Origin of the sequence: Catalinimonas alkaloidigena, from assembly GCF_029504655.1 — a bacterium.
Classification (GTDB): domain Bacteria; phylum Bacteroidota; class Bacteroidia; order Cytophagales; family Cyclobacteriaceae; genus Catalinimonas; species Catalinimonas alkaloidigena.
In genome coordinates this window covers 5,122,392-5,139,535 of record NZ_JAQFIL010000001.1, presented here as the reverse complement: position 1 = coordinate 5,139,535, position 17,144 = coordinate 5,122,392, and the positions used below count along the sequence as shown (strand labels likewise).

The following is a 17,144-nucleotide window of genomic DNA, read 5'->3' as shown; positions in this document are numbered from 1 at the left end:
TTGCATTTGTATGAGGCTCAAATGTATTAACAGATTCACCAGTTGTATGAATAAACAATTTTTTACTAATAAATTAAAGCATACCGCATTAGCCACTGCTGTAATTTTCACAGCCGCTTGTATGCCGGAAGACGACTTCCAGGATATAGAAGTGCTGGCTCCTTCTCCATCAATTTCTCTTCCCATTTTGAATACAAATCTCAAAGTAAGTGATCTTATCAGAACGGATGATGGAGGTTTGCTGGAAAAAAATTCAGATGGAAGTTATAGTCTTTTCTATCGTCAGAATGTTCAGAGTAAAAGGTTGGGAGAATATTTTCCTCCTATTCCGAGTCAACAATTCAGTGAAAGTATATCGTTGGGAATAAGCGCTCCCGCCTTTACCTTATCTCCTGAACCTGTTTCTTTTGATGGTGAAATACCTCTTGATCTTGGAGAGCTTACGCTATACAAAGTGGAGTGTAAACAAGGTGAATTGAAGGTCGGACTCACTTCGGATTATGACCATGATCTGTATGTCAGTCTCACCCTGCCTGAGGTCCTGGATGCAAACGATGAACCATTGGTACTGGAATTCAACCTTCCTAGTTGGGCCAGCGATTATAGCTTCAAAACCAAAGACCTCACAGGCTATAGTCTTAATATTGACCAGGAAAAGATAAGCTACATTATGGAGGTTTCCATAGAAGGAACAGGAAATGCTATTGACGCTACTGATGAAATTTCTTTTGACCTGAGCATAGAAGATATAGACTTTTCTTATCTGGAAGGAAATTTTAAGGGAATTACTGTTCCGGTAAATGCGGACACACTTGAAGTTCCGTTTTTGGCAAATGCCGTAAATGGTGAAGTAGCGCTGAACCCTAATATTACATTTGAATTTATCAATAGCTTTGGAGTCCCCATAGTAACTGATTTTAGCAACATATACGTAAAGCGGAAAAGTGGTATGGTAGTAAAACTTGAAGATGAAGGTGAAAGCCAGTTCTTCAGCGGTGAATATGGTTTTCCTTATCTGCTGGACCGTAATGAGTTGCCTGCAATGAAGACCCAAAAAGTAGACCGGACAAACTCAAACCTGGAAGATGCATTCGCTGAGCTTCCGCGAGGGATTGCTTATCTCTTTGGCTTTGAACTAAATAGTACTGAAGGAGATACTAGCTTCGTATCTGAAAATAGCTCAGTGGGTATAGATATGGAAGTAGAACTACCCCTGGAAGGAAGGTTTGATATCATTTTGGAAGATACCATTGCTGTAGACTTGGGCTTTGAACAAGAGGTGGAAGAGTTTAAGGTGCTTATCAAAACTGAAAATGGGTTTCCTATTAATGCCGGACTTCAGGTTTTCTTTTTAGATGAAGAGGGTGAAAAAATATATGATAATAGTGGTAAAGTGGTGAGCTTATTTGGGGAAGATGCCCAATTGCTCAAAGCTGCACAGATTATTAATTCTGCCACAGGAGAAACAAATTCAACCACAATTGATATGCCTATATCGGCCACTATTGATGCGGAGAAGTATGAACTGATAAAACAGGCTGGCAGTATGTTAGTACAAGCAAGTTTGCAAAGCCAAAGTGAGGATGATGGAATGATAAAGCTGTATGATAACTACAATATACGCTTTAGTCTGGCTATGCAAATTAAGTCTTCTCTTAATCTTTCAAACTAATTAGCTGTAATGAAATATATATACTTATTAAGCTTTCTCATAATATCTGTACATGGAGTACAGGCTCAGCAGGAGCTTACCTTGCGTAATATGAATGGAGTAGTTCAGTCTGCGCATACAAACCCTTCATCAGTACCTATGCATAAAATGATCCTGACGCTTGGGTCATCTTATCATGTCAATGTGAAAAATACAGGTTTCACTTACAATCAATTCCTTGCGCAGGTAGAAACTACTGAAACAGGTCAGCGAGTATTGGATATTGGAAGACTGGCAAATGACCTCAAGCTAAATGGCAAAGATTATGTGCATAGCAGTGCATCGGCTGATATATTTGGGTTGAACTTCAAAGCGGGCAAAAATCGTTTTTCCCTTAATATAACTGAACATGTACAGGCAAGACTAGGGTACTCCAGTAGTTTGTTGGATCTGGCTGTAGAAGGTAATACTCCGGGTAGCACTACAAGTCTGGATGGGTACAAGCTTAATGGCATGCATTACCGAGAGATAGGACTTGGTTTTAACAGAAAGATTCTGGCTGAAGACAAACTAGTAGTAGGAGGAAGGATTAAGACACTCTTTGGAATGTCCAATGTCCGTACTGTGCGTTCCAATGTTAATTTGCATACAGCCGGAGAAGAGGATCTGTATGCCATCACCGCCGATGCAGATATTCTGGTTCGTACTGCCGGTGTAGATATGTTGGAAGAAGTAGATATAGATTATCTGACAAATATGGCTAACCTTGGGCTTGGCTTAGACCTTGGTGCAAGCTATCAGTATTCAAGTGCATTGAGTTTCAGTGCCTCTATCATTAATCTTGGCTATATCAAATGGAAGGAAGGGGTTACGAATTACAAATCTCAAGGCGTGTATACCTTCACTGGGATTAATAATAACGAGCTTTTCAGTGGTTCTTTTGAGTTTGATGAAACTGAAGTGATTGATTCTATTGCTAGCGTCTTTGAGTTTGATGAAACTAACGAAGCGTACAGTACATCTTTACCTACTCAAATTTACCTTTCAGGCTCGTATCAACTGGCTTCCAAAACAATGGCTTCAGCTACACTTTATTCAGATTTTATGGGAGGTTTTCGTAAGGGAATGTCTTTAGGAGTAACTCAGACCCTTGGGCGATGGTTTCAGGCGTCAGCCTCATATACCATGCATGCACGTTCATACAATAACTTAGGTTTGGGAATCGCTATGGGTACAGGACTACAGTTTCATGCCGTTACAGACAACCTTCTTGCGCTTATGCAGCCCGGCAATGCCAAACTTGCAAACATGAGAGCAGGCTTTAACTTTCTTTTCTAATGGCCAAATAGCCTATAGCAAAACCTAAAGCAGTACCGACAAGATACAGGCTGTCCTTCCAGGATAAGTTTTGCTTAAGATAAAAGGGCGCTAATTTTACAAATTTCAGAGTGGCTTTGGGAGTTTTTCCCAGTATAATCCAGTCCTCATGATCTACTCTTATAACAACTGGTTGACGCTGCTGCAATAAGGCAGCGTTTGCTTTTCCAATGGCCTTTAAACTTGGCTTGAACGGTAGAGGTACCTCAGTAAAATTGTTAAAACTTTGACGGGTGGGAAAGTCAAAAATAAGACTCCCGTCATCTGCGTTTTTGACAATTATTTCTCCATCTTCACTTTGTATACTTAGATCAGCAAATACTTTTACCGGCTTAGCCATAAAAAATAATTTAAAGAGTATGATCAAAAATATAGGTAAAACCCTTAGGGTTTTACCTATATTTTACTGATTAACATTATCAGTCGTAGTAATCTTAACTGTACCATTCATTTTCCAGTGGGCAAAATCAGTACTGCCACTACCACCTGCTTTGCTAGGTACATATAGATCAAAATCGTCAAATTTATATGTGATTTCTGCGTTGCGACCAGTCAGTTTATCATATAAACCTATTGCTAGTTCTGGCCAGCTTTTAGTTTCTTCTTGTGCCATAATTCCAAAAATTTGATTTAAGGTTGTATTCAAATATTAATATTATTAATACCAGCCTTTGGACAAATTGTTTAAAGATATTTTCATCTGGTAGATCTTGGCTTGGTGTTTACTACATAAATTTCTTATCTTATATTAGGTTGGTTCACAACAATCAGGCTTATCTTGGGTTTTGAATTTTCACTATCAGTCCGATGAAAAAAAGTTTTGCCATTGCCTTTACTTTAGGGATTATCTCAATTTCTTTCCCTACCCATGCCCAGTTTGAGTTAAGAGGTACAGCAGATTATATGCCTTCCGGTTGCATCATGCTTACGCCCAATGAGCCTTACGCTGAAGGAATTGCTTACAGCACCAATAAACTCGACTTATCAGATTATTTTGAGATAGAATTTGATATCTACCTGGGAGATAAAGATGAATATGGAGCCGACGGAATTGCTTTTGTAATACATAATGACCCACGAGGATATAATGCTTTTGGTACTTACGGTGAAGGTATTGGTTATGGACGATTTAATCCCGCCTTTGCTTCGGGGAATTTTATAGCACCTTCTGTAGCTGTAGAGTTTGATACCTATTACAACCCTATACAAAACGATCCAATATCCGATCATGTAGCATACTTAGAGAACGGGAGCAGTTTTCACGAAAATTTCTGGAATGGAGGGGACGATGACTTTGATATGGAGGATGATAGTATGCATAACTTTCGTTTTAGCTGGAATCCTGAGACAAAGGAAGTAATCGTGAAATTAGATAATGCTATTGTGTTTCAGGGCACAAGAGACTTAGTCCAGGATATATTTGATGGAAATACAGAGGTAATCTGGGGGTTCACAGCATCCACAGGAAGAAAATACAATTTACAATATTTTTGCTTCCGACGAATTGCATATGGTAAACCCACTATTGACGAAAATTCTTTGAAAGAAATAACAGCCCATGCAACAGAGTAAATCTCCTACTTTCTTACAAGGTTATGTTGTGGAAAGGATGAGTGAGTTTTAGAGTATAGCTCAATGTATTTTTAGTAGTTAAGAAAATACATAAGCTATGTTTAGGTGGTTACCCTATCCTTTTATACGGTTTACGCTAGTATTCATTGCTGGAATTTTATTAACCCGCCATTTTTCCTGGCACCTTCCAACTTATGGTTTCTTATTCATAGCGGCTTGTTATACAGCACTTGCTTTTGGTATTCCTAAACAACTCAGGTACCGGTGGTCATCCCTAACCGGCTTGGTAGGTCTACTTTGGTTATTAGCAGCCTCTTTTTTTTATGCGCAATATCGTCAGGATGACCGAAGTCCGTTTCATTTGGCTCAATTGTCTGAACCATATACTCACTATGTTGCCACTGTCATAGCTCCTGGTGAAACAAAGGCCAACTCTTATAGTACACTTGCTGACGTAAGTCTGCTGGTACGAAAAGATAGCATGACACAAGTCAGTACGCTACCAGCCAAGGGAAAAGTCATTATCTATCAACCCAAAGCTGATAGTTTACACAGGCTCACATATGGAGACAAAATATTGATCAAAGGCAAAGCACAGTTAGTAAAGCCTCCAACAAATCCTCATGAGTTTAACTATCAGCAATTTTTAGTAAATCAACATATTTACCATCAGCATTATCTCCCCCGAGAACAATGGGTGATGCAGGAGCGAGGTATTGTAAACCCTGTTTTATCTTTCGCCTACGCTATGCGTAAAAGTTGCCAAGCGATATTTGAACAAGGAATTCACAATAAGCAGGCTAGGGGAATAGCTTTGGCTCTGGTACTAGGTATTAAGACCGGGCTTGATGACGAGATCCGCAATGCATATGCCGCAGCAGGAGCTATGCACGTATTAGCTGTTTCCGGCCTTCATGTTGGGATTATCTATTTGGTGCTTTCGTTCCTGTTAAGACCGCTGGAAAGAGGTGGTAGGTGGGGAGTTGTTCTAAAGACTATATTGTGTTTATTAGCCCTATGGGGTTATGCTTTGCTTACGGGCTTGTCACCTTCTGTAATGCGAGCAGCAACAATGTTTAGTTTTATCATCGTAGCAGAAGCTAGCCGGAGGCAGACCAATATTTACAATACGATCGCGGCTTCCGCTTTTTTTCTATTGCTTTACGATCCCTTCCTTATCATGTCAGTTGGTTTTCAGCTTTCTTATTTAGCGGTGCTGGGTATTGTCTATTTGCAACCTAAAATTTATCAATGGTTTACACCTAATAACAAATGGCTGGATTGGCTTTGGGGGCTTACTGCTGTTTCTATAGCCGCTCAGCTCGCTACTTTTCCCCTCGGTCTTTATTATTTTCAGCAGTTTCCGCTTTATTTCTGGCTTTCTAATATACTGGTCATCCCTGCCGCTTACCTGATCCTTTCCTTAGGTTTGTTATGCTTTGCGCTTGGCTTTGCTGTTCCTGCTTTATTGGTCTACCCTTCATATTTACTTGAGAAAAGTATCATTTTTGTAAATCAGGGAGTGATGGCTATTGAGCAATTGCCCTTTAGTGTGTTTAAAAATGTTTATTTCAGTACTGAAGAAACGCTCCTGTTTTACGTAGCCATCTTAAGTCTGTTGATGCTTTTCTACTTTCGGAGGTTCCGCTATGTGTGGATGTTCAGCGCTTGCCTGTTGTTTGCCCTTACATTAAGGTTAGCCCATGTATATGAGCAGTATCAGGAGAAGAGTATTACTTTTTACAATGTTTCTAAAGAGAGCCGTATTGATTTGACTAAAGGCAGAAATACTTATCATTTAGGTAAGCCTGATAAAAAAGCTATGTATCATATGGCTTCAAATCAGGTATTTAAAGGAGGGGTTACTACTTTCCTGGACAAAAACAGAATGGATGAAGCGTTAGCAAGTCAGCACCGCGATAATTTGCATTTTTTGGTATGGAATGGAAGAAAGGTAGTATCGATCACAGAACCTTTTTCTCAAAATTATGCTTTGCAAAATAAGCTGAAGGTTGATGCCGTAATCATCAGTAATAATGCCCTCAAATCAATAGATAAGCTGAATCAGTATTTTGAGTATGGTCGCTTAATTATCGACAGCTCTAATACTTTTTATCATGCAGCTAAGCTGGCAGAAGAGGCAAAGGAATTAAAAATTCCTTATCATTGTGTCCCTCTCCAGGGAGCTTTTGAATACATGATTGATTAATGTGTCGTCTATTGAAATTTTTTATTCCGAACGCTATCATTATAACTTACCTGAGCAGCACCGCTTTCCTATTGACAAGTATGTGCTGGTCAAAGAGCAGTTACTCTACCAGGGACTGATTACTGAAAGTCAACTTATTGACCCCGGGCTGATTAGTGAAGAGGCTATTCTATTAGTCCATACCCCCGAGTACTGGCAGCAGGTCAAGTCATGCACGCTTTCCCCTCGCATGGTCAGAAGAATAGGTCTACCCAATACTGAGATATCTGTAAAAAGGGCTATGAATAGTGTAGCAGGCACATTGAAAGCAGCAGAGTCTGCATTAAGAAAAGGTATAGGAATGAACCTGGCAGGAGGAACTCACCATGCATACCCTGATAGAGGAGAAGGTTTCAGTACACTCAACGACATTGCTATCGCTGCCTCGTATTTACTTCGGAATCACCTGATCAAAAAAGCTTTAATCATTGATTTGGATGTACATCAGGGAAATGGGAATGCTTTTATTTTTGCTGAAAATTCCGCAGTAATTACTTTCAGTATGCATGGAACAGATAATTACCCACTGAAAAAAGAGAAATCGGTCCTGGATATAGCGCTTCCTACAGGTACTGATGATGAGGTTTATCTGGGCATGCTTAAAAAGACACTACCGCGACTGATAGAGCAACATCAGCCTGAGATTGCTTTCTTTCAGGCGGGGGTAGATGCATTGGCCACTGATAAGCTGGGAAAGTTGTCATTGACAAAAGACGGTTGTTTTCAGCGGGATAGATTTGTTTTTCAAACCTGCAAAACTTATGGTTTACCTGTAGCAAGTTGTATGGGTGGAGGTTACTCGGTGCGCATGGCAGATATCGTAGATGCACACTGCAATACCTTTAGAGCAGCGGTTGAACTTTTTGGCTAATTCAAAATTTCCTGAAGCCGCTTAAGTGCTGCCTGATTTTTGGGATGCTGTATATTGTTGATGATATTGTTCTTTTCACGGCTGGTGAGGTGCCAACTCAGAGAAGGACGTTCTTTTACCGTAGCTTTATTTTTGTTGTTCAGATCATCCCAGCGAGAATGATACTCCAAGTTGACCTGGTGGAAAGGAACATTCAGCCAGCTTTGCATATATTCCAGACGGTCATCATTGTTGATATCCTGTATGTTGAATAAGTTGCTGTACAAAAAACGAAAAGGAGCTGTCATCCTTTGCAGCAGAGAGCTTCCTAAAGGCTTCTGAATCGGTTCTATTTTTTCTGAGTCTCGTATACTTAACAATACGATCCCCGAAGTATTTTCACTGATCCAGTCTTTAAACACATACATAAATCGTGTGGCATCCGAAATACCAAAGTTATCAGTGAGGCCGGCATCCATGATCTGGATACGAGGCTCGGTAGGCATGCTTACATTAGGAGTCACGTAGGGAAATGCCGCATTCATCCGTAGCGCGGTCAGGAAACGCAGTGAGCCCGCATCCTGAGTCGCGAAAAAACGCATAAAATCAATGCCCTTTACTTTCTCCTGATGACCATTCTGCTCAGGATAAAGCTCAAAGCTTGTATTCATATATGATATATGCTGTGGAGAGATATAAAGCTTACGCCCATCGTTCACAATCGCAGGAGAGAGCATCATCATAGGGATTAATGACTGCTGTTCCGGTAACTGGTAATCTACAAGCCGTTTGTTCAGTATGCCCTCAGTATTCTTGTTGATTTGTTGCTCAAAGGCATAGCCACGGTCTTTGATGTAATTCTTTCCCTCTACCTCAAAGGGCTGAAATCGGATAAAAAGGTCATTGACTAGCAGTGTGAAAATGATGGCGTTGAGGTTGTCTTTCCCCAGATTATCAACATAACGTGAATCATAAACAGAATACTCAGAATCGCTAGTAAGAGCGGTAAACTGAGCAAGCGGCTCAACCATCTTCTCCTGCCTCATAAGCTTTTTTCTTAATACCAGTTCCCGAAAATATGAAGCCCCTATCAGCCCCCCGGATGCGCCGGTGATGAGTTGGGTATGCTCAAAGAGCTTGCCCCTGCTAAGGCTGTCAGCATTTTGCAGGGCTACCATAGTCCAGAGAGCAGCACGTAAACCACCACCACTGGTGCAGACAAAGACCATTTTGGGTTTACGTACTGTATCTTCCAGCGTAACTTTTTGCTTCCAGTTTTCCAGTATGTTCAGTGTAGCTGCTTTATCCTGTACATATTGCAGACTATCATTTTCTTTCTGAATTTGTTCCAACGTATAATTCGCGTGCGGCACTTCGTAGTTCAGCCCAAAAGCTTTGTAAGTACTGCTGATCCAGCTATTCTTGACTACCGCATTCATCAGGAAAAATACTACGATTACTACGGTAGTAGCCCAGCCCCTAAGCCAATAAGTTATGGCACCGATCAACATCATGATGATGGTGAGAAGTAAAACCCCGCTGGCAGCAGCAGGAATCTGGAACAGTGGACGGTCGTGGAACAAGCCCAGCGCCAGTATCAGTAAAAAGATGAAAGACTCAATGATGATAGAGTTAAGATGGTTCTGGTCAAACACTCTGGTTACCAGATCTTTATCATAAGAGCCAGAGGGTGCTCTGCGTAGCTTAAAGTTAATGTCAAAATAGTGATCAACCCGGTTCGGGTTTTTTTGGGCAGTCTTAAGGTTTTGCATGATTCTCACTCTGGAAATCGTTACCCTTTTGAGCTGCCGGTTTACATTAGAAGCTACAAATTTGAAAATATCTTTGTTGGTAAACTTAAAATAGGCGAACAAGAACGCCAGCATAAGCATGAAGCCAGAAAGGAAACCTGCTACTTTGACAAAGATATCCCAATAAGTATTATACTCATTTTTGAGTTGAAAGCCTATGATGTGAAAGATGTAAGTGATGACAAAAGCAATGGGAATGATGGCATTATTCAGGGCTAACTTGGCAAATGGCCGGGAAAGTACCCCCAGAAAACTAAAGTTATTACCATCCAGAATGTAACAGGTGATATGATAGGCCATGGTCATACCACCGACCGTGATGCCTACAATAAAAAAGCTGATGAAATCAACTTTACCCATATACTCAGGGTCAAGGAAAAGATAGGGGATGCCCAGGTTTTTGCCTACACTGCCTGTCACTGCCGCGAAAAGGAAGACCCATGCCAACAACAGCAGCTGGTTTTTACGCAGATGTAACACCAGAAGCTGCACTGGCAGGGAATAATAAATGGGATCTATGATCTTTTCTTTAATTCGCTTCATCTCTATTACACTACTATAACGTATTCCTAGCCCTTTCCCGTATACAATTCATATTCCAAAAGACGAGAATCTATTTTTCCATTGACAAATTCTATGCGGCGATTCGTTCTGAGCCCTACCTTTTTAGATAAGTTAAGGTTTCCGGTAAAAATGTAACCCAAATATCCCGCACATTTTTGCTTAAAAAAGTCCCCCATTTCCTGATAAAGAGAGAAAAGCTGCTCCTCTTCACCCAATCTCTCACCATAGGGAGGATTGATGACCACCACAGGTTTACCCGCAGTTTCCTCTTTAGGTGCCGGTAACTCTGTGTCCCTGAAGTCAGCCACTTCAAAACGGATCAAACCCGCTACACCTGCTTTGGCTGCGTTCTGGCGGGCTGCGGCTATGGCTTTGGGGTCCAGGTCGGTAGCAATGATGTTCGCCAGTTGATTAGTAAAGTTTGCGATGGTTTTCTTAGCCTCCTGCTCTGCCTGCTGACGCATTTGCTCCCAATCCTGAGTGTCAAATGTATTGAGGTGCATAAAGGCAAAATTATTTCTGAGCAGTCCCGGGGCTTTATTCGCTTTGATCAGTGCGGCTTCTATGGCCAGCGTACCGCTTCCGCACATAGGGTTGACAAAAGGTAAATCTGGCCTCCAGGCAGTAGAGCGAATAATGGCTGCTGCCAGTGCTTCCTGCATAGGTGCTTCAACCGTTACCCTGCGATATCCATGCTTGGCGATGCTTTCTCCTGAAGTATCCAGAAAGATACCCGCCTCACGCTCTTTCCAGTGCAGAAATACTACGATCCTATCCTGTTTCGGGCCACTGTCAGGACGGCGCCCAAATTTGTCTTGGAGGTAGTCAACAATAGCGTCTTTTACTTTAAGGTTAGCGAAGCGTGTATCTCTTATGGTAGGGTTTTTTACGAATGAGCTGACACTAAAATAACTATTGGAAGGAATGTACTCTTCCCAGGCTACACTTTTCAACTGGTGGTATAACTGCTCAGCATTGGCCGTACGGAAACGTTTGAGTTGGTATAGTACGCGATGTGCGCTGCGCAGATGAAGGTTAAGGTACATACAGTCTTTGAAGCTCCCTTCGGTTGTCACTTCCAGTATGCTGCTTGCCTTAACCGGGTAGCCTAAGTCCTTCACTTCTTCAGCCAGAATTTTACTCACATGAGGAGCACAGGTGATAACGATAGTCTGTTTATCTTTCATGAAGTAAAATTGGCACTATTCCTCGTTAAATGAAAGGAGAGAGCTATAGTGTTACGGTTCTATGTGTTATGGTTAAATAATTTCTAAAAAACTATAACACTAGAACTATAACACTAAAAACTTTAAGTCTTCTTCCGTTTTCTCTTCCGCATATCCTTTTTCTTCAGTAAGAACAGCGAGCGAGAGTGTAATATCAGCTCTTTGGAAACCAGTTTATCCTCTTCCATCCTTTCCGGTTGATTGGTATCTACCAGTACTTCCCAGTGGGCATTTCTGAGTCTTCTGGGAAAAGTAAAAGGCACGTCCTCCCAGTAGCTATTGACCAGTAACAAGTATACATCGTCAGTAATACGATTTCCTTTTTCATCGTACTCCTCCATCGCTTTGCCATTGAGTTGCATGCCCAGGCAGCGCACGTAGGAAGACGACCAGTCTTTATTTGTCATATCTTTGCCATCGGTACGGAGCCAGCGGATATCTTTTACTCCTGATCCGTGTACCTTTCTGCCCAGAAAAAAGCGCCGGCGACGCATGACCGGAGAGTGTGTACGGATCGCAACCAGTGTACGGGTAAAATCACAGAATGCTTGCTGCCGTTCGTTCCACTCCCAATCAAACCAGCTGATCTCATTATCCTGACAATACACATTGTTGTTGCCATGCTGAGTCCTTCCATATTCATCTCCCATACTGATCATAGGAATTCCCTGACTGAGGATGAGCGTAGCCATAAAGTTTCGCTTTTGCCTCTCTCTCAGCTCAATGATTTCCGGGTCATCGGTAGGGCCTTCCACACCACAGTTCCAGCTCAGGTTATGGGATTCTCCATCACGATTATCTTCTTGATTGGCTTCGTTGTGTTTTTCATTATAGCTGACCAGGTCGTGCAAAGTAAAGCCATCGTGGGCAGTGATAAAATTAATGCTGGCGGTAGGTTTACGCCCGGTATCTTCGTACAAATCGCTACTTCCGCTCAGGCGGTTGGCTAACTCACCTACCTGACTTTCGTCACCCTTCCAGAAGCGGCGCACACTATCCCGGTACTTACCATTCCATTCACCCCATTGTACAGGAAAGTTACCTACCTGATAGCCCCCTTCTCCTATATCCCAGGGCTCAGCAATCAGCTTTACCTGTGAGACAATAGGGTCCTGGTGAATCGTGTCCAGAAAAGTAGAAAGTTTGCCCACTTCATGCAGACCACGGGCAAGGGTAGAAGCGAGGTCAAAACGGAAACCATCTACCTGCATCTCTGTGACCCAGTAGCGCAGGCTATCCATCACCAGTTGCAGGGAACGTGCGTTGAGCATGTTCAGACTGTTACCGGTGCCTGTATAATCCATGTAGTACCGTTTGTTATCTTCTACCAGGCGGTAATACGCGGAATTATCAATGCCTTTAAAGCTGAGGGTAGGGCCAAAGTGATTGCCTTCAGCTGTATGGTTATAGACCACATCCAGTATGATTTCTATGCCGGCTTTATGATAAGCCTTTACCATTTCTTTAAACTCAGTAATCTGTTCCCCCATTTTTCCTGAAGAACAGTACTCTGAGTAAGGGGCAAAAAAACCAATACTGTTGTAACCCCAGTAGTTGCTCAGCCCTTTATTTACCAGAACATGGTCATTAACAAAATGGTGGACAGGTAGCAACTCAATAGCAGTGATTCCGAGCTTTTTAAAATATTCAATAACTTCTGGCTGGGCCATGCCTCTGTAAGTACCTCTCAGCTTAGGGTCAATATCGGGATGCTGGGCAGTGAAGCCTTTCACATGCACTTCGTAGATAATCGTTTTGTGCAGTGGAATGTCTGGTTTTTCTACGCCCTCCCAATCAAATACATGGTCGATGACAATAGATTTGTTCATGCCTGTCGCGCTATCCTCAGTATCCTGTTGCAGGTCTCTGTACTCCTCTCCCGAAGAGACAGGGTAACCAAAAATAGCGCTACTCCACTTAATGGAACCGTTGATGGCTTTGGCATAAGGATCTATAAGGAGCTTATGTGGGTTGAAACGCATACCTCGTTCGGGTTCGTAATGGCCGTCTACCCTATAGCCATAAAGCTGGCCGGGCTTCAAGTCGGGGATGTAAACATGCCAGACATGGTCAGTCTGCTCTTTGAGTTGAATACAGGCATGCTCATTTTCATCTTCCGCGGTATCGAACAGACAAAGGTAAACTGCGGTGGCATTTTCACTAAATAGGGCGAAGTTGACACCCTCTCCATCATAAGTGGCCCCCAGAGGATAAGGCTTTCCGGGCCAGGTTGCATAATCTTGGTTCTTAAGATAGGGAAAATCAGTCTCAGTAGTTTGGTACATAAAATTAAAAAATGGTGATGTTTGTGTGATAAACAGTAAATGCAGGGAAAAGTTAGATGTATAAAAATAGTTTGTAGCAACTGGGTTTGTGCTTTTAGCAAAATGATGATAGGAATTGAGGAATATCGGTCTTTCCCCTATTGATGCGGAGACTTTAATGATCGCTAACCAACTTCCTCTCTTGCTGAACTACGAGGCTTTTTTTTTTTGAAAGAAGCATTGTACTGCTAACCAAGTATAGTTTTGTAAGGTGATTTCCACAGAAAGGATATTTTGTGCTGATAAAAAGAAAAGTTCCTTTGAAGAATATTTAAGTCAATTCGTTTAAAAAATGAAATAAACTAGCGGGTAGCATTGGGCATAAGCAAAATCGGGCTAAATGCTTAATTGGAATCTAATAGAACGGCTACTTAGTAATTACCATGCTACTGTTCAACCATGAGAGGAAATAATGGAAAAAAATGAGTATAATAGCCAGTATTATGAGGTACTCTGTTATATCAGTTTTCGTGTGGTTTTTGATTCTGTTTTTGTGTAGTTGCAGCTCACCCGGAATGCAGGCGGAGCGCAATATGGCAATGCAAAGCTCGGAAGGAATACAAATCTACCAGAAAAACCCTTTTTATTGGATGTATGACGGGAAGCCCGTCCTATTGATAGGGGGGAGTATGGAAGACAATCTATTCCAGATTGAGGATTTGAAAGCGCATCTGGAACTATTACAGTCGGTGGGTGGAAATTATGTGCGGTGCACCATGAGTGCCCGTGATGAACATAACGCGAAGCCGTTCACCCGGGATGCGGAGGGGTTATTTGAGCTCGACAGTCCTAATCCTGATTATTGGAAAAGACTGGACGATCTATTGCGTTATGCCAGCAAACTGAAAATCGTCGTGCAAATTGAAGTATGGGCGACTTACGATTTTTACTGGGGAGAAAAAGCATGGGCAGACAACCCATTTAATCCAAAACTCAATAGTACCTATACGATGGAAGCGTCTGGCTTGCCGGATACGATTGATCATCCCGCCCAATCTTCCCCTAACCCCTTTTTCTTATCGGTGCCGGCGCTTAATGACAACCAACTGCTCTTAAACTACCAGAAGCGTTTTGTAAACAAACTCATGGAGGTTTCCTTGCCGTACGATAATGTATTGTACTGCATTGACAATGAAACCACGGTCAATTTTGAATGGGGGAAATACTGGTCGGCTTATTTGCATCAGTTAGCGCAGCAGCACGGGAAAAATATCTATGTCACCGAAATGTGGGACAGCTGGGATCCTACTGAGAGTAATGTAGAAGGGGCAATTGTACAGGCGCCCGAACTGAATGATTGGTACAGGGAGTACTTTGATCCTGCTCTTCATGAAACGGCGAAGTTCACGTTTTCTTTGCATGATACGACATCATATCAATTTCTGGATGTTTCCAATCACAATGCACAGAAAGGAGAGGTACACTATCTCACCGGGCTCTGGGCCAGAGAGGCGGTGGCCCGATCCGAAAAAATACGTCCGATCAACAATGTGAAAATATATGGTGGCGATCGAGATAAGCTATGGTCGGGGAATCATCAGGACGGAAGGGAAAGATTTTGGAGAAATGTGTTTGCAGGGCATGCAGCCGTGAGGTTTCACCGTCAGCCTAGTGGAATTGCGCTGACCGAAGAGGCGCAGCATCAAATAAAAAGCCTGAGAATGCTCACCGATCAGCAGGAAGTCTTCACCCTTGAACCTTCCACTGATCTGTTATCGGCCCGGGAAAATAACGAAGCATACTGCCTCGCAAACGAGGATAAGAGTACGCTGATCGTATATTTTCCTGCAAAAGGATCAGTGCATGTAAATGCCCGGGAAGGAACATATGAATTAACCGGAATGGATATTTCGGTGTCAAAGTGGAGGGAGACAGAAACCCTTGAACTACCGGGTACAGTAGATAATCCTTTGTCAGAATCCTACGCAGTTGTGTTAAAAAAGAAATAATCCCAAAGAAGCGCTCTAACAGACTGAGATCCAGCCCTGATAATACAATATTATCAAGCCTTGAAAAATAAAAATTGAAACCCTGCTGACCAAAACTAAAGCTTAATCAGATGCAAAGAAGGTAATTATGCCAGCCTAAAGTTATTTTAATATTAAAAGGTCCATTCTTTCTTTAACACCGTAATACGATCGTGCATCTCAACCGGCCGCATTCCGCATATATTTCCACTGGTGCTAACAGTCCCGTCCCCTAAAATGCCTCTCCGATAAAGAAGTAATAGCCCACACCTTCCTCTGTGAAAGCGACATCAAGGCGGGTGTAGATGTCTTTGGTAGGGAAAAGCAGGAAGCGCACCCCGGCTCCACCTGCGACTACCCAGTCTCCCAGCTTGATTTCTCTTGGCTCCGGTGCTACCCCTCCGGCGCTTAAAAAAGCAGCGGCACCCCAGCGGCGGCTGAAGGGAAAAGGCAGAAAGCGGTATTCTAGCTGGGTGGCAAGCAGGGTCTTATCCCGGTAGCGTCCGGTATAGTAGCCCCGCATGAGGCTTTCCCCTCCCATCAACGCCAGTTGGTTAAAAGGTACCTCACCATTCATGCTAACGCCATATAGCTGGTGAGCCAGCACCTGATTGCGATTCACCGGATAGTAGTAACGGGCATCCAGAAAGTATTGGGTAAAGGAGAAGTCGCTTCCCCAGCGCTCATCATAGTGCAAAAAGCCTGTTTCTCCGAAAAATCCTTTTCTGACATTCAGCACATTGTGTCGGTCATCATACACCAGCCCAATACCTATTCCCATATTGGTAGAACCTTCGTTGCCGGTAGGTAATGGAAATGGTTCATTTTGAACAGGAATAAAGTCTACATTTCCCAGGCGTTGGAAGTCCAGCTCTATGCCCATATACAAGCTGCCTGTAATATTACGCAGCACCCTTTCCCTGACTGCTATGCTGTTGGCATCTACCTGTGCTAACTCTTCTTCAGGGGTATCGGGCCCTATGCCATAATAGAGTAGGGGGAAGCGCTGGTACCGCAGCCTGCCGAGAAAAAACCACTCACTCTGGTCTGAGTATAGGGCATGGTCCAGCCAAAGTCCGTACTGTTGCTCCAGGGTGAAGAAGGTAAAAGCATTGATCTCACTTAGGCGGTTGGTAGTATCTTTTTGCGCGTAGTATACATAAAGAGCACTTACTCCAAATTCCCAGCGGGTTTCAGGGGCATAAGCAATAGTAGGATAGGCAATGAACTTGGGTTGCTCAGTGGCAGATGTATCGTTGAGTACACTGCTAACCTGCTTTTTTGTCCAGTCCAAAACCTGGGCCAGAGAAGTAGAAGGAATGGCTAATCCATAAAATACAATGAGGACAATACGTAGGGAGGCTTGCATTATTAAGTTAGCTATCGTTATTACATTTGGATAGTAACGGAAATAGCCAGCGCTCAGATGTGTGATCTTTGAAAATTAATATGTTATGGGCCTAAATAGATTATACAATACACTGGGGTCAAAAATGTTATGGCAATAATTATCGTATGGCAATAGGTGTTAAACGCAATGCCAGTTTCAATTGA

Annotated in this window: 12 protein-coding genes; 6 read left to right on the top strand and 6 right to left on the bottom strand. The window is 42.5% G+C overall.

The window, feature by feature from the left end; translation table 11 throughout:
• Window positions 1-46: 46 nt before the first annotated feature.
• A complete protein-coding gene (locus OKW21_RS20870; protein WP_277482965.1) occupies window positions 47-1,672 on the top strand; it encodes a hypothetical protein in 1,626 nt (541 codons plus the stop codon).
• Window positions 1,673-1,681: 9 nt separating this feature from the next.
• Window positions 1,682-2,989 carry a DUF5723 family protein gene (locus OKW21_RS20865; RefSeq protein ID WP_277482963.1) on the top strand — a complete coding sequence of 436 codons (1,308 nt, stop codon included), beginning with the start codon at window positions 1,682-1,684 and terminating at the stop codon, window positions 2,987-2,989.
• Here OKW21_RS20865 and OKW21_RS20860 read toward each other — a convergent pair.
• Window positions 2,973-3,368 carry a hypothetical protein gene (locus OKW21_RS20860; protein ID WP_277482961.1) on the bottom strand — a complete coding sequence of 132 codons (396 nt, stop codon included), beginning with the start codon at window positions 3,366-3,368 and terminating at the stop codon, window positions 2,973-2,975. The genes OKW21_RS20865 and OKW21_RS20860 overlap by 17 nt on opposite strands.
• A gap of 63 nt (window positions 3,369-3,431) precedes the next feature.
• Entirely contained in the window at window positions 3,432-3,641 is a 210-nt protein-coding gene (locus OKW21_RS20855) for a hypothetical protein (protein ID WP_277482960.1), read from the bottom strand.
• Between the two features lie 194 nt (window positions 3,642-3,835).
• Here OKW21_RS20855 and OKW21_RS20850 point away from each other — a divergent pair, with 194 nt between their 5' ends.
• The 3 genes from OKW21_RS20850 to OKW21_RS20840 all read left to right on the top strand — a co-directional run bounded on the left by OKW21_RS20850 (window position 3,836) and on the right by OKW21_RS20840 (window position 7,719).
• Entirely contained in the window at window positions 3,836-4,600 is a 765-nt protein-coding gene (locus OKW21_RS20850) for an L-type lectin-domain containing protein (RefSeq protein ID WP_277482958.1), read from the top strand.
• Between the two features lie 97 nt (window positions 4,601-4,697).
• Window positions 4,698-6,809, top strand: coding sequence for a ComEC/Rec2 family competence protein (locus tag OKW21_RS20845; RefSeq protein ID WP_277482956.1), 2,112 nt, complete (start codon window positions 4,698-4,700; stop codon window positions 6,807-6,809).
• A 1-nt stretch (window position 6,810) separates the two neighbouring features.
• Window positions 6,811-7,719 carry a histone deacetylase family protein gene (locus OKW21_RS20840; RefSeq protein ID WP_277482952.1) on the top strand — a complete coding sequence of 303 codons (909 nt, stop codon included), beginning with the start codon at window positions 6,811-6,813 and terminating at the stop codon, window positions 7,717-7,719.
• Here the strand turns inward: OKW21_RS20840 and OKW21_RS20835 are convergent.
• The 3 genes from OKW21_RS20835 to glgX all read right to left on the bottom strand — a co-directional run bounded on the left by OKW21_RS20835 (window position 7,716) and on the right by glgX (window position 13,584).
• Window positions 7,716-10,052, bottom strand: coding sequence for a patatin-like phospholipase family protein (locus OKW21_RS20835; protein WP_277482949.1), 2,337 nt, complete (start codon window positions 10,050-10,052; stop codon window positions 7,716-7,718). The genes OKW21_RS20840 and OKW21_RS20835 overlap by 4 nt on opposite strands.
• A gap of 26 nt (window positions 10,053-10,078) precedes the next feature.
• Window positions 10,079-11,260, bottom strand: coding sequence for a THUMP domain-containing class I SAM-dependent RNA methyltransferase (locus OKW21_RS20830; RefSeq protein ID WP_277482947.1), 1,182 nt, complete (start codon window positions 11,258-11,260; stop codon window positions 10,079-10,081).
• A gap of 122 nt (window positions 11,261-11,382) precedes the next feature.
• Complete coding sequence (gene glgX, locus OKW21_RS20825; RefSeq protein ID WP_277482944.1) at window positions 11,383-13,584, bottom strand: glycogen debranching protein GlgX; 2,202 nt, start codon at window positions 13,582-13,584, stop codon at window positions 11,383-11,385.
• Window positions 13,585-14,156: 572 nt separating this feature from the next.
• Between glgX and OKW21_RS20820 the strand changes: the two genes are divergently transcribed.
• A complete protein-coding gene (locus OKW21_RS20820) occupies window positions 14,157-15,572 on the top strand; it encodes a hypothetical protein (protein WP_277482942.1) in 1,416 nt (471 codons plus the stop codon).
• A 250-nt stretch (window positions 15,573-15,822) separates the two neighbouring features.
• Here OKW21_RS20820 and OKW21_RS20815 read toward each other — a convergent pair whose 3' ends face one another.
• Window positions 15,823-16,959 carry a BamA/TamA family outer membrane protein gene (locus OKW21_RS20815; RefSeq protein ID WP_277482940.1) on the bottom strand — a complete coding sequence of 379 codons (1,137 nt, stop codon included), beginning with the start codon at window positions 16,957-16,959 and terminating at the stop codon, window positions 15,823-15,825.
• Window positions 16,960-17,144: the final 185 nt, after the last annotated feature.

Excerpts from the sequence above, each read along its gene's own strand:
- OKW21_RS20855 (WP_277482960.1), bottom strand. The coding sequence starts at position 3,641 with ATGGCACAAGAAGAAACTAAAAGCTGGCCAGAACTAGCAATAGGTTTA.
- OKW21_RS20845 (WP_277482956.1), top strand. The coding sequence starts at position 4,698 with ATGTTTAGGTGGTTACCCTATCCTTTTATACGGTTTACGCTAGTATTC.
- OKW21_RS20870 (WP_277482965.1), top strand. The coding sequence starts at position 47 with ATGAATAAACAATTTTTTACTAATAAATTAAAGCATACCGCATTAGCC.
- OKW21_RS20835 (WP_277482949.1), bottom strand. The coding sequence starts at position 10,052 with ATGAAGCGAATTAAAGAAAAGATCATAGATCCCATTTATTATTCCCTG.
- glgX (WP_277482944.1), bottom strand. The coding sequence starts at position 13,584 with ATGTACCAAACTACTGAGACTGATTTTCCCTATCTTAAGAACCAAGAT.
- OKW21_RS20865 (WP_277482963.1), top strand. The coding sequence starts at position 1,682 with ATGAAATATATATACTTATTAAGCTTTCTCATAATATCTGTACATGGA.
- OKW21_RS20830 (WP_277482947.1), bottom strand. The coding sequence starts at position 11,260 with ATGAAAGATAAACAGACTATCGTTATCACCTGTGCTCCTCATGTGAGT.
- OKW21_RS20815 (WP_277482940.1), bottom strand. The coding sequence starts at position 16,959 with ATGCAAGCCTCCCTACGTATTGTCCTCATTGTATTTTATGGATTAGCC.
- OKW21_RS20850 (WP_277482958.1), top strand. The coding sequence starts at position 3,836 with ATGAAAAAAAGTTTTGCCATTGCCTTTACTTTAGGGATTATCTCAATT.
- OKW21_RS20860 (WP_277482961.1), bottom strand. The coding sequence starts at position 3,368 with ATGGCTAAGCCGGTAAAAGTATTTGCTGATCTAAGTATACAAAGTGAA.
- OKW21_RS20820 (WP_277482942.1), top strand. The coding sequence starts at position 14,157 with ATGGCAATGCAAAGCTCGGAAGGAATACAAATCTACCAGAAAAACCCT.